This window comes from Marinomonas sp. 63XJN7_7_ISO-PGPR-S23-202 (assembly GCF_056173505.1).
Genome location: NZ_CM149677.1, coordinates 917,312 through 930,371 on the forward strand (window position 1 = coordinate 917,312; position 13,060 = coordinate 930,371).

The window sequence follows — 13,060 nt, forward strand, 5'->3', positions numbered from 1 at the left end:
CACCAGAATACTGTATAAATATACAGTATAGTTTTAAGCAGCGCGAATGACCAAGTGAATTTTTGTAAGAGGAAGGATTTCCGATTTTTCGACTAGAATTGAGGCAGGATTTCAAGAGTGGCGAATTCCTATAAATAATAAGAAATTATTTTCGATTTGAATGAGGTCATCGTAAGCTCGTTTAGAACGGTTAGCTTCAATAGATCATGATCGTTACTCAAGACAAATTCATCAAGGTTGGCTTCTGGTGTCAACACGTCGTCTTTGTAAGAGCCTCGACTACTATCATTTGTTGGACTCGGTGTGTCGATACTATTGAGTAATTCTTCTGTTTTTTGGTAGTTGTAAGTGCCTGGAATTGCTTTGTTCAGTCGCTCTGCAAACTCCACTAAATTTGGTTCTGCTAACATGTACATATTGGCAACATGTGACTGATATTTGGTCATTCGTATGATGCGCCCAAGGATCTGACGGAAGTAAAGTTCAGTGGTGACATCAGTAAGACTACAACAAACTTGCAGCCTTGGTATGTCTGTCCCTTCGCTGATCATGGCAATACTGATTATCCATTCGCTGTTGTCTTTACGGAAACGGTTAATAAGCTCGGGTGAGTCATCATGTCTACAGGATACTAAAGTAGACTCTTTATTGAAGTGGTCCAATAGTATGGATTGAATCTGTAAAGCATGTTCGTATGAAGATGCGACTATTAAGCCGCCAGCATTAGGTGAGCTCTTTCTAAGGAAATTCAGCCGATGAACGCTTAATGAAAGTAAGTGCTTGATGACTTCAGGATGTCTGATCACAGTTTGATAGCTTACTTCACCTTCGCTTAGCAATGACTGCAAACTAGTGTAGGTTTCAAATTTATCTAATCCTTTTACTGTTACTTTTTCAATATCAATTGCGGTAATTTGAGGCATCCGACAGACCTTGTCTTTTATTGCATCAACAAGATCATACGAGTAGTCACAGATAATGTTGCCTTCTGGATCTGAGTATTTAGCGAATGAAATAGGAAGTGTGTCAGTGCGCCAAGGTGTACCGGTAAGTGACAAAGCATAAGTCGCTAAATGCTGTATCGTGGAGAGAAGCTGTAATCCCCATGCATTTGCTGGAGACTCACCATTACCGGCACAGTGGTGTATTTCATCAAAAATGACCAAGACTCTAGTGGCCGCAAGATCATTGATTAGCTCAGCTGCGTTACTAAGAGAGTGATAAGTACGCGATGCTCCGATTGCCCCAAGTCTGCCATTAAACTTTCGCTTCAATGTTTTCTCAAATGTTTCTTCAATGCTCTGTGAAACGATTCGAGAAGGGGAAAAGCATACTACATAGTCGATATCGCCACTGTTGATAAGAGCTTTTGCTATATGCGCTGCAAGCAGGGTTTTACCCGCACCAGGGGAAGCCAATACCAAGAATTGAGATTGCTTCTTATATGATGTTACTGCTTGAGAGAGACACTGTTCTTGCCATGTCCTAAGCATTACATATTCCCTTCAGGTTGAGTCGATTGTATAATCTTTTTAATGGCGTTTAATCGACCGTAGAACCTTGTCGCTTTTTCTCTAGACTCATCTAGCAATTTCAAAATAGCTGGTCGCTTATGTGGGAATAGTCCTAAATATTCCTGATAAGCATCAATCTCTCCCAACAATAGTTTTAATTCAGCATTGGCTTTCTTTTCTTCATCTAGAAGATGTACCTCATTTGAGCTTTGACTTGTATCTATAGTTTCTTCGTCTGACGAGCCACAAGAGCCGCTGCTTAGCATTAGGATTAATTCAGGAGTAAGGTGGTAAGTTCGAGCGTTTCGCTCTCCACTGGCACTCAGGAGGCCTTTAGATGTCAGCCTGCTAACGTTCCTTGCTACTAGTCTAGTGGATTGGACTATATCTAGGTCTGTTGTACTTGATGCTAATTGAATGAGTTCTTTTCGTCTGATGCTGGTTCCTTCCATGCGTCGTAAGAGTTCTTTGAACTGTTTATTCAAAGAAAATGGTTTGGATGTCATGTTTGTGTCTCAAAAACTAGATACTTAGGATTGCTAAGTATACAGAAATAAGTAAAACTTAGACAATCTAAGTACATGAGACTTTAAAGATGAAACTATTTTGTCAGATAACCCAATACCACGGCGACTTAAGCAAGCTCGCAATAAAATCGGCATATCCCAGAAAGAGCTTGGGATAAAAATCGGTATGGACGAAAGCTCTGCCAGCGGCCGTATGAACCACTATGAAAAGGGGCGGCATGTTCCTGATATCGAGACTTTGAGAAAAATTGCTCAAGAGCTCAATGTCCCGCTGAACTACTTTTTGTGTGAGGATGACCTAAGTGCTGAACTGGCGTGCTTGATTTCCCGCTTGGACGATACTTCCAAGAAAGCATTAATCTCTGAGCTGGAGAAGTTGGAAGACTTAGAGTCGGAAAAAATTACAGAACAGCGTAAAGGCTCACATGAGATTGCTATAGATATCAAAGACTTGTAGGTTAAATCTCCTATGAAACCGTTTTAACTTTAGCACCAACTGGAACAACGACACTGTAATGGTATTTCTTAATGGATAGTAAGGGAGCTTACTATGAAGCCATATATTGAGCACTGGCTCCAACTAGCTCACCCTGAATAATCGAAAATACTCTAACAGAGCAGGCCATAATTCATAGGAATATCCTAGTTGAGAGCAACATATTTTACTCATACTCTAAGCAGCAGCTTTTTTAACTGATTGGCTATGTAGTCTAAAGAGTTGATAACACCATCCATCACGAAATCAAGTGCTCTCCCATACCCACTACTAAGATTGGCTGTATCAAAGCCTAGCTTTTGCAGTGTTGAAATGCATTTTTCTATCGCGTCATGAGCATCCGCTATTCTTAGGTCATTGTTTAAAAATAGTGAGGCTAAATTAACGTTTGAATCACCCCAATCTTCGGGTTCGACTTGAGATGGGAAGTCATGAACTGATTCGAGTTGACCATTTAAGTATTCTAGCCTGTTTAACAAGGCTTGAATAAGTTTTAGGCTCCCAAGACTTCCTATTTTACTTCGTGGGCAGCCAGCGTTAATGAGCAGGGATTTGAGGTATCCATTTGGGATTTTTTGTATTAACTCGTGGATATTTTTACAGCGTGCTAAAAACATTTGTTGGGTCATGTCGATGGGAGCCACTTGAGCCAGACGACTTAACGAGGGGTATTTGAGCCATCCGTTATCCTCAATTTCTTTTCGACTGAATCCTGTTAACTCTTCTGTTGTTTGAGCCAAACCTATCGTATCTCCAAGCTGAGATAGACCATCGCCTAAATTTAGTAATGCTTCTAATAATCGTTGTACTTTATTGACTATATGTTCTTCAGCTAAATCGATATGTTCCAAATTCTCTGGGGCGATAACATACTCGTATGCATGAATAATTTCGCGATCTGGTTTAGCCTTATAGAGCTCTCTCATAGGAACTTTTATTAAATTCCTACCAACCCGCTGACATTCTGTGAAGCACCATTGCCCTCCGTAAGAGGGATCACAGTTCCATTGGCCCCAGGCTTGATAAGGGGTAGTATCATAAAAAACACTTTGTTCGTATTTTTCTAAAAACTTGTCATCCAGATAAACTGGGTTATGGTGGTGGATTATGGAATTTGCTCTGGCATGAGTCATTGGTATTTGCTCGCCAGGCCATACCAGTGTTTCTGCATCTTGTTCTGGACATAATTCAGGATAAACCGCTTCTACCGATGCCCAAAGCTGTAAAAGGAGTCCCTGTTTATGTTCACGAATGTCTAATTCAAACCACTCTACACCACGGATAGGTTTTAAATGGATATGAGTTTTACCTTTCATGACCTCTCGAATGTGGACGGTATCTTGTAACTGTACTTCGTAGAAAAAAACTCGAACACCTCGAGCTCCTCTTAACCACAAATATCGCCTTAAATATTCATTAGACATTCGCCAGCATACATTTCTCTTAAGTGAACCATGGTAGCTAGTAGATATTTCACCATCTGCTACATCAAATTCAGGAAGACCTAAGTCATCGTAAACTAGGCGTTGTTCATCATTACCAACACAGCGTGGTGATAAACCAAGAGCCATCCAAACTTTTTCAGACAGACTATACGAATAAAAAGAGCTCCCCCCCCATGCAGCAACAATGTAATCGTGACTTGATAGAGATGGTATAAAATTGCTTATACAGCCGATGGCATCATCAGCTGGAACTGAACACTCCACAACGCCATCACCAGCTTCTCTCATAGTCTCGAGTGGTTGATTTGTTATTCCGCTCACAACTGCCATTTGTAGGTGAAGGTGCTCAGCATTTGGACCGTATTGATCGTTCTCTTGCATGGCAGCAACTTCTACTCTTATATTTGCTGATAGCCCAACAGGAGTTAGGAGTTCACGAAGCTTTGGGGGGAGGTATTCTTCAGGTATAGGAAACGCAGCAAGGTAATCAAATTTCATTTTATAGCCTATTGTGTGGCAACATTGAAGCCTAGTATAAAGTGGCCAACCCGGTGTATTTTCAAGGTAGTGGAAGCAATACGCACAGAGATTGATACCATACTTTAATGGTATATGAGAGCAAATAGTCACTTTTAGCATTAAACATTAATGTGCTTGCATATGACGATCAAGAAAAGGCAGTATAAAGTAGAGCAGACCACTCGACCTAGGGCGATCAATTAAAGAATAATAAGGTTAGGTATGGAAACAGAGCTTATATCACGCATGGAGATCTTGCTGGCGCAGTTTAAAACAATGCAACCATCAGAGACTCCCGAAACCACCATTTTTAGCATTGGTGGCCGAGGCTACTACGAGAATCCTACCACAGACATATTGGCGTTTTTTTGTGACCCCAACGGCCCCCATAAATTAGGAAACATTGTCTTAAAGGCATTAATGCAATGTTTGCCTGAAGATTATCAAGTTTTTGATTGTTCACTCAGTGAAACACCTGAGCGAGAAGTCAAAACGGATACAGGTAAGCGCATTGATTTATTGTTGGAAGGGCCTGACTGGGTCATCATCCTAGAAAATAAAGTCTATCATCAGCAGAATAACCCTTTTCATGACTACGAGAAGTTTGTCCTAGAAGAGAGAAGCCTTATTCGTTTTAAAGATAAAAAAGCTATTTTTGTTGTGTTATCCCCTTCTGGTGAAGTTTTGCTCGATAGCTGGTTTGCTATCAGTTATCCGCAACTTACCGGCGCATTAAAAGAACAGCTTGCGCAAAAGTTTTTGTCTCAGCCCATAGATAAATGGACTTTAATACTGCGAGAGTTCATCGTTCATCTGGAGAGTCTAATGTCTCAGTCATCTGTGAATCAGCAGACACATGAATTTATACTAAATAATTTAGCTGAAATTAAAGAAATTCAAGATGTTAAACAGAAAGCTATCAATGAATACCATCATCGCTTACAAATCGTGATTCAAAACCGCTTAACTCAAGATATTGCCATTCGTCTACACCACTGGAGTGGTTATCCAGCCATGCGTTTTGCTCTTCAAAAATGGACCGAAACTGAATCTGACGTAGTTTTGTATCTCTCCGGAGAGGACGGTGTTTCCTCGGTCAACGCTTATGCCCACTTACGTGGTGGTTTCGATGAGAAAAAGGCAGACAGCTACATATTGAAAGGACAGCAAGTGGAGCGATGGGTAGAAGGTAAAGGTGACTATCGCTATCGAGGTTATCGTTTCATGTTAGGCTTGATGAATGAGGACGCTATTGCTCAATACATCGCGAATCGGATATTAGAATTAGATGATTTCGAAAAAGCCTTTCAAGGTAATGCTAGATGAGTGTAACTCGCGAAGAATTCAGTGAGGGGCTCTATCGGCTCTGCTAGTCAACCTTGGATATCATCTTATGGGATATAAGCATTCCTAGAAAAGATCGTAATTGTTTTTGCTCCGCGTGAGAGTGCAACATATAAATTGTTTGCATTCATACCATTAGCTTGAGCATCCAAAATCATACAATGATCGGCTTCTAGACCTTTGAGTAAAAGAGTTGATCCAATAGCTCTATTTGGTATCCGTTTATCTCCCTGATGGCGCAGGCGTTCTCTTACTGAGGATGCAGCTTCAAATACACTTATTGCTGGCGAAGTTATGGCTATAGACACAGACTCTTTAAGCGCATCGAATGCACTTTTTCGATAAACACGAGTACCAGATTTTAATTCGAGTTTTTGCAAAGCTTCTAAGATATTAGACCTTGAGCTATTAGTAGCTACATCACAAAGTGCTTGCTCAATATTAGTGGCTGGAGTCCTATTTCGACCGTTGAGAATACTTTCTACTCGTTGCAATGTGGCTGTCTTTGCGACATTTGTCATCATTTTGCTGACGACGTTTAGAATAATGGCTGTAAGTTCTAATCCTATTTTGTTATCGAGTTGGAGAGCTGCTGTAGTTATGTCTGTGAGTTGGACAGGCTCAACGACTTCAATTCGTGAGCTTCCTTGAGCATAGTCATGCCTTGATTGATTGTTCATTGAGCTTCCAATGACTAATAAAGAATCTTCTGGATAGTTATTTAAGATAGAGTGCTGAACGTTATATTGATTAGGTCTATCTGTTTGGTGTATGTTTTTCAGTGGGTGCCATATTACGTGGGCAGGACAAGTTTGTAGGTCAACTCTAGCCCCTAGCTTGAGGCTTTCTCTTGCTGCAAGTACCCACTCCCCAAGAGCGGGTGCACCAGCATTTATCCAGCGCCATGGGGTATTTAATTCACCTATAAGTGGGAAGTGCTTTAAAACTTCACTGTTCCAGTTAGGTAGTATGGACCCCGCAAAGTTAAAAATGCATTGCATTGGGTCTCCAAAAATAACAGTTGGAAGTACTGCTGAAAGAGAGGTGATGAGGTTATGTTGGTTAACATCGCAGTCTTGGTATTCGTCGACAAGCAGCCTTGAATACGATGCCTGAATGATGTCGCTAATGCCGCCAGAATTGAGTAATGTCACAACAGATTGTCTAACTTCAGGATAGAACATCTTAGGTTTTTCTGGTGATGAATGAATAGGGCAGCTATTTGGGAAACTATTTGCTATTCGAAGAGCCCATCCATCAATAGTTGTAACAATGTAGTGTTTTGTAGGTACTGACAACTTCCGAAGTCTTTTTTTTAATGCACTAACTCCAGCAGTTGTGTGTGTAAGCACTAAAATTGGTTTAGAATTTTGTATTAATAGTGTCTCCGTTATCAAATGGGTTTTGCCACAACCTGCTGGAGCGACTATCGCTCCTCGTTCAGTATTAAGAACTATTTCAGCATTTATCATGCTGCACCTTGGCTACGAGCCCAAGTAAAGAGGTTTATTAAAGCGACAGACAATATTGGGCTAAATGATCCAAAATTAGGTCCTATCATATTTCGAGCTATATGCTCTGATGGTTCAATGTCTTTAAACCAACTTTTTTTATTTGCAGCTTTTGCCAATACTGTTCTATGTGCATCACAGAAGTGCTCTCGACAGTCATCTAAGGTGAATTTTTTTATTGAATAGTTTGCTATGTGATCTCTAATCGAATCTTCACCCTTACGGTTTATTGCTAAATTTAAGAGGTCATTAATTAAGAATTCTGGGCATGAAAGGAACAAGGCGTCCTCTGTTGCATTACCATTAAGCCATTCGAAGATAGATATTCCTTGGGCGGCCATCTTAGTAGTTAAACTCAGGTGTTCTTGCGGTTTATCTGAGTCTTTGAAAATAGATGTAGGGTAGCCTAGAGACCTGAAAACCTCTGCCCGAGTGAACATGCTATCGCCGCCGCCATCTGCGCAATAGACACCTTGTGCAAGAATTGTCGGGTGATTAGCATCTTGATTGTATAGATCAATCCCTCTTACTAGCCCTATTTCAGTTTTACCTTCACAGACGATTACAGCTTTGCTAAAAAAAGCTTCAGCGCAGGCTCTTAATGTTGCCTGTTGGTCTCCTCCGGCATTTAAAGAGTATATGGCGTGCACATATGCTGGGGGGGCTAGTGGGGGCGTTTGTGGCGTAGGAGGAGCTAGTTTACGAATTACATGCAATTGCTCAGCTTGTAATTCACGTAAGACGTAAGGTGAATGAGTGGTGATGAATACTTGCTGGGTTGGTTCCGTATCTTTTGAACCTAACTCATTAAGCAGTCTTGTAATACGGTATGGCTCGAGGCCATATTCAGCTTCATCTACGATAAGAATACTAGAACAACTAGCCGCTTTTTGTAGGCCGCTGATTAGAAGGCGTGAAGAACCTGTTCCTAGTTGTCTTAGGGGAGTCCCATCACAATTGTGAAGGCTGATTGCACCATTGGATATGGATACTCCATTTACATCAAGCAGAGCGCTAAGTTGTCCAACTGGTACACCAAGGCCATTAGCTATTATGTGGACTTGAGTTAGAATTTCTGAGACTCCTTGAACTTGTTGTGTTGCAAAGGCTTGACGAGTTTGTCGTCCTAGTTGATGAAGTATTGATGATACGTTTAGTGTATCTTCGGAAAGCTTATTAAGCACTGATCGATTTCCCCACGCAAGGTTTTGATGGGAGGTTGTGCCAAGCCGAGCTGGCGACAATAGCTCTCTGTGCTTCCAAGGGAGCCGACGTTCTAAACCATCTGCTTCTGCCCTGTCCGAATACAATCTCCAATCAGGGGCTAAATCCACGTCTACATACAATTTTATTGTAAGAACTATTTCTGAACCGACTTGTGGTTCATCTGTTATAACTTTAGTTTCGGGATTGAAACCTCTGAGAAAAAATCCATAACGTTCTATATTTTTTAATTCTTCATGAAGCTCACCAATAGTGACTGTAATAACCAGTGGCGATGATGTATCTAGTTGATAGAAGTCTGCATCGTTAAAAGAGTATGTACGCCGTGCTCCTAGGGCAAGATCTATAGCATCTAAAATTGTAGATTTGCCTGAATCCCCTGGCCCTATTAGACAGTTAAGGCCTGGTTTTGGATGCCAAGATAGCTGTTTAATTGCTCTAAAGTTTTGTATTTCTATGTGACGAATTACCGACATACCAAATCCTTTTTGAAAATTAGCGGGGTTTTTAAGGTGTTTATTTTATTCGTTTTTATATTTTTCAGCCGAAAGGTGTATGAGAAAATGGAAAATACGCTCAATTACCGTATTCGGTTTATACAGCATTTCTTAAATTTTCTACCGCTCCCACAAAAGCATATCTCATTTCGGCCAATCTTTTTCGTAATATTAGCTTTTGGTATTGAAGCCAAGACTTGTTCAATGCTTTCATCATGTACCCATTTAAATTCTATGTAATCGGCAGTATTGAAAAGTTTAATAGGGTTGCCAGCACAATACTTTACACCTATTACAATGCATTTGTTTGCTTTATAACGATATTTTTCCAATAGCGCTTTATTAGCCATATGAGAGCGCAGATCATCAACGCTATGAATTTTTGTGCCGACTAAAACAACCACTGTGTCGTTTTCGACAAACGTCATAGTTCTGAAACCGTTATTTAGCGAATCTAATCCGATATTTAGTAAAGACTGGGTAATCTTATGAAGTAAGCTATCCGATAAGGCAAGCAGCGCAAAAGCTATCCACCTAGCACTGTCATCATCATAATCTTTAAGTGTTTCAAATAACTGTTCAGTACCTGGCGGCAGATTTAACTTGATATCGGGCTTATCCGGATATTCACCTCGCTCGAACGCCATCAATTCATCATACTGATCTGAATAGCCACTAAAAGACATAGAGTTAATACATTTTTCTTCGCCAAATACTAAATTGTCAAAAAGTAGCCGTGTATCCAAATAAGCAGAAAATAAATCTAGTTCGTCACCCACCCATTCGCGCTTATCACTAAACAATTCGATACGTCTTTGAATATAATATAAAAACACATCCGGAGTTAGCTTTGCTTTTGTTAATAGCTCAAAATCCGATTCACAAATAGAGAAAGGATAGTCCTTGTCAGTAAACAAGTTTAAATCCCCTAACTGATGCAAACGAGTTGCAACATTCGCTAAATGATTAAATGTGATTGATATAGAAAATATCTTTTTAACATCATCTGATTTAAACGACAGAAGCTTTCCTGTTTTCTTTTCTTTAAAGTGACATTCGTTCGAACTAGCAATATATCGCTTTGCCCTAAGTGATTGCTCAAATCCATCTTGAATGTTTCTAACAATATCCGTTCGCAATCGGCCAACATCACCTACTCGGCCTTCAAACCTGAATTGTTTTGACTTGGCTTCAACTACCAACAAAAAAGGTCCCCATTTCACAGCTAAGTCCATTTCAGCTTCAGCATATATTTTGTCAGGGTCTGGGTAACATAAACTTTGATATACATCTGACTTAGGGAATATTTGACATAAGTGTTCATAAGCACGCAGCTCTAACCATTTAGACTTGTATTTCTGGTATTGGTTACTAAAGAACTTATTATCCTTTTTGGCTATTGCCTCAAGCTCATCGAAAATAACATCATAAGCATTGGATATATCCCCAAATAGCAAGCGACCATCAAGTAATTGATAAAATGGTTTACGTTGAATGTGTTCAACTTGAGAAATGTTATGTTTTCCAACAGCAAATAGACCTTTAAAAGCATCAGCTTCTTTAATTGTTACCACGGGTAAAAGTGCCAGTTCTGTCAACTCTGCTGGCCACTTATGGCACATCTCAAGATTAATATATTCTACGCAGCCATAAATATAGGCCGCTTCCTCACTCTGTAATGAATCTATAAAATCCTGTTCTTCCTTACCACGAGTAGCTTGATTTTTGTATTCTATAAACTGATTTTGGTAACTTTCTGCATTTTTACGAATATGATCCATTTCATTGCTGTATAACTCTTCTATACGAGGAACCAGAGCAGAAGTGACGTCCACTACACGATTGGGTGATATTCCAACGCGTGCTTCAAACCATGAATCAAATTTACCTTGGATTTGCCTAATCTTCGCAGCTGTTTGTTCTGGGTAAGCATTGCCTCTTATTACTTCGCTTGAGTGTTTTAGGTCTTCCGAAATACTTGGTAAGTCATCAGATTGCCGAGTGGAAATCATGTCAGCATGTAAAATATCTTGAAGTAATGAGTAAACGGGATTGGATTGGAACATGCTGATTTGTTTGTTTGGGCTAACACCAAACTTAGGAATAGCAATTTCAGCAAGGCGTTCAATCATGGCAGGGTGTGTGCCATAAGTATCGCCAATGTTACCGTTCTCGGTTGTGGTTAATAGCTGAGCTATCTGTAAGCTCAACATTGTTTCAGCACAAACTGTATCTAGAGTTGCCTCTATACTTTGTATTGCTGCCAGCTTTTTATTATTTAGGTCTGTGATTACCTTTTTGAGATTATACTCTTCCATTTCAACCTCCTTAGGGTGAATAGCTAATTCATTCAGCTATTCCTTAACCATTCTTGATAACAGCTTTTGTGCTAAATCAACAGCATTTATGAACAGTCTGATCCGTACTAGCAGTTTTTGCTCCAATAGCCAGAAGTTCGAAAGTTTTATTTTTTGAGGTTATGTAGTTTCGTTTTTACAATTGTCTGGTATGGACCCAGTTTCCTAGACAGTTTCTAGCTCCGTAAAATATCGCTTCTCATATTGCAGTGGCGATAATCCATTATTTGATCCATGGCGTCGCTTTGGATTATAAAAGCATTCGATATAATCAAAAATCTCTGAACGAGCATCACTTCTTGTTTTGTAGGTTCGATTGCGCACTCTTTCTTTTTTTAACAATGAAAAAAAGCTTTCCGCAACGGCATTATCATGGCAGTTACCACGACGACTCATACTGGCTTCCAGATTATTATCTTTTAAGAAGGTTTGCCAATCTTTCGAGGTATATTGAGTGCCTTGATCTGAGTGTACCAGTACTCTTTGTGTGGGGCGTCGTCGCCAAACAGCCATGAGTAAAGCATCAAGAACGGACTCTGCTGTTGCCCTTGATCTCATTGACCATCCTACGATCAATCTAGAAAATAGATCAACAACGACGGTCACGTAAAGCCAGCCTTCTTTTGTCCGGATGTACGTAAAATCGGTTACCCATACTTGATCTGGTTCTGGGACAATAAACTCTCTATTTAACGTATTCGGGGCTGTATTACGTTCAGACCCACGATAAAAAACAGGGTGGCGTTTGTAGCCTATTAGTGCTTTTAAACCCTCGCGGCGCATCACCCTTAGCACACGATTCTTCCCACAAGACTTACCTTCTCCTTTTAGGTCTTTGGTGATATTGCGGTAGCCGTAAACACAACCACTCTCAAGCCAATGCATTTTAATGTTGATAGCAAGTTCATCATCTTCTTGCTCTCGTCGACTTTTTGGACAGTCCAGCCAAGCGTAAAAACCGCTCCTATGGACTTGCATTGTTCGACACAAGACAGCAATAGAATAGTCGTGGAGCCGTGATTTTATTAACGTGTACTTTTCTTTGACTCCCCGGCAAAGTACACGGCGGCCTCCTTTAGAATGTCCCTCTCTTCGGTCACCCGTTTAAGTTCAGCTTTGAGCCGTTGGATCTCTGACTGAGCTGAATCTTCCATTTTTCTGCTCGCTTCAGGCTTGCTGTATCGGACAATCCAATCATGCATACTTTTGTAGCTAACGCCAAGTCGCTCAGCCACTTCTGCAATCTTGTAGCCGCGCTCAGTGACTTGTTTAACGGCTTCAATTTTGAACTCATCGGTATAACGTTTTCCACTCATAATTCACCTCATTTTTACCTATTATTATATAGCTATGAGATGTCTACAAAAGTGGGTCCATACCAGTCGAATGAGAACATTGTTTGGTAATACAATTGAAGTGCTTCACTCTGTCTGAGAATACCAAAAACGCTATTGATCTCGGCTTGTTCATTGAGCACCTGTTTCTCACAATGTTAGCCATATAGCTAACATTGCTCATACAAAGTAGAAAGTTAGCCATATAGCTAACATTTCATTTATGATTAGATATATTGCGCTCATCAGCTAATATTTAAGCCTTGAATTTGTAGAGGCTAAGTTAAGGCCT

General features: G+C 40.2%; 9 protein-coding genes. 2 read left to right on the top strand and 7 right to left on the bottom strand.

What is annotated here, in order from left to right; genetic code table 11:
* Positions 1–128: 128 nt before the first annotated feature.
* Positions 129–1,493, bottom strand: coding sequence for a DEAD/DEAH box helicase (locus tag AC0VYG_RS04200; RefSeq protein WP_475431100.1), 1,365 nt, complete (start codon positions 1,491–1,493; stop codon positions 129–131).
* Positions 1,493–2,020: a hypothetical protein gene (locus AC0VYG_RS04205; RefSeq protein WP_475431101.1), complete on the bottom strand. Its 528-nt coding sequence runs from the start codon at positions 2,018–2,020 to the stop codon at positions 1,493–1,495. Before AC0VYG_RS04205 ends, AC0VYG_RS04200 begins: the two co-directional genes overlap by 1 nt.
* A gap of 100 nt (positions 2,021–2,120) precedes the next feature.
* Here AC0VYG_RS04205 and AC0VYG_RS04210 point away from each other — a divergent pair, with 100 nt between their 5' ends.
* Entirely contained in the window at positions 2,121–2,498 is a 378-nt protein-coding gene (locus AC0VYG_RS04210; RefSeq protein WP_475431102.1) for a helix-turn-helix domain-containing protein, read from the top strand.
* 209 nt (positions 2,499–2,707) lie between these two features.
* On the opposite strand, the gene AC0VYG_RS04215 is transcribed toward AC0VYG_RS04210, so the two are convergent.
* Entirely contained in the window at positions 2,708–4,480 is a 1,773-nt protein-coding gene (locus tag AC0VYG_RS04215; protein WP_475431103.1) for a hypothetical protein, read from the bottom strand.
* Positions 4,481–4,723: 243 nt separating this feature from the next.
* Between AC0VYG_RS04215 and AC0VYG_RS04220 the strand changes: the two genes are divergently transcribed.
* The gene (locus tag AC0VYG_RS04220; protein ID WP_475431104.1) at positions 4,724–5,827 is read left to right on the top strand and encodes a PDDEXK-like family protein; all 1,104 of its coding nucleotides are present in this window, start codon (positions 4,724–4,726) and stop codon (positions 5,825–5,827) included.
* Positions 5,828–5,892: 65 nt separating this feature from the next.
* Here the strand turns inward: AC0VYG_RS04220 and AC0VYG_RS04225 are convergent, their stop codons facing one another.
* The 4 genes from AC0VYG_RS04225 to AC0VYG_RS04240 all read right to left on the bottom strand — a co-directional run bounded on the left by AC0VYG_RS04225 (position 5,893) and on the right by AC0VYG_RS04240 (position 12,750).
* Positions 5,893–7,317: a UvrD-helicase domain-containing protein gene (locus tag AC0VYG_RS04225; protein WP_475431105.1), complete on the bottom strand. Its 1,425-nt coding sequence runs from the start codon at positions 7,315–7,317 to the stop codon at positions 5,893–5,895.
* Complete coding sequence (locus AC0VYG_RS04230; protein ID WP_475431106.1) at positions 7,314–9,056, bottom strand: ATP-dependent nuclease; 1,743 nt, start codon at positions 9,054–9,056, stop codon at positions 7,314–7,316. The genes AC0VYG_RS04225 and AC0VYG_RS04230 overlap by 4 nt, the downstream gene beginning before the upstream one ends.
* Before the next feature lie 104 nt (positions 9,057–9,160).
* On the bottom strand, positions 9,161–11,395 hold the full coding sequence (locus AC0VYG_RS04235; protein ID WP_475431107.1) for a YecA family protein: 2,235 nt from the start codon (positions 11,393–11,395) through the stop codon (positions 9,161–9,163).
* Positions 11,396–11,599: 204 nt separating this feature from the next.
* A protein-coding gene (locus tag AC0VYG_RS04240; RefSeq protein ID WP_475431108.1) for an IS3 family transposase occupies positions 11,600–12,750 on the bottom strand; the annotation gives its coding sequence in 2 pieces (ribosomal slippage) (positions 11,600–12,513 and positions 12,513–12,750; 1,152 coding nt in all).
* Positions 12,751–13,060: the final 310 nt, after the last annotated feature.

What these genes read in the sequence shown, in the direction of transcription:
- AC0VYG_RS04205 (WP_475431101.1), bottom strand. Translation starts at nt 2,020, where the DNA reads ATGACATCCAAACCATTTTCTTTGAATAAACAGTTCAAAGAACTCTTA.
- AC0VYG_RS04215 (WP_475431103.1), bottom strand. Translation starts at nt 4,480, where the DNA reads ATGAAATTTGATTACCTTGCTGCGTTTCCTATACCTGAAGAATACCTC.
- AC0VYG_RS04200 (WP_475431100.1), bottom strand. Translation starts at nt 1,493, where the DNA reads ATGCTTAGGACATGGCAAGAACAGTGTCTCTCTCAAGCAGTAACATCA.
- AC0VYG_RS04230 (WP_475431106.1), bottom strand. Translation starts at nt 9,056, where the DNA reads ATGTCGGTAATTCGTCACATAGAAATACAAAACTTTAGAGCAATTAAA.
- AC0VYG_RS04220 (WP_475431104.1), top strand. Translation starts at nt 4,724, where the DNA reads ATGGAAACAGAGCTTATATCACGCATGGAGATCTTGCTGGCGCAGTTT.
- AC0VYG_RS04225 (WP_475431105.1), bottom strand. Translation starts at nt 7,317, where the DNA reads ATGATAAATGCTGAAATAGTTCTTAATACTGAACGAGGAGCGATAGTC.
- AC0VYG_RS04235 (WP_475431107.1), bottom strand. Translation starts at nt 11,395, where the DNA reads ATGGAAGAGTATAATCTCAAAAAGGTAATCACAGACCTAAATAATAAA.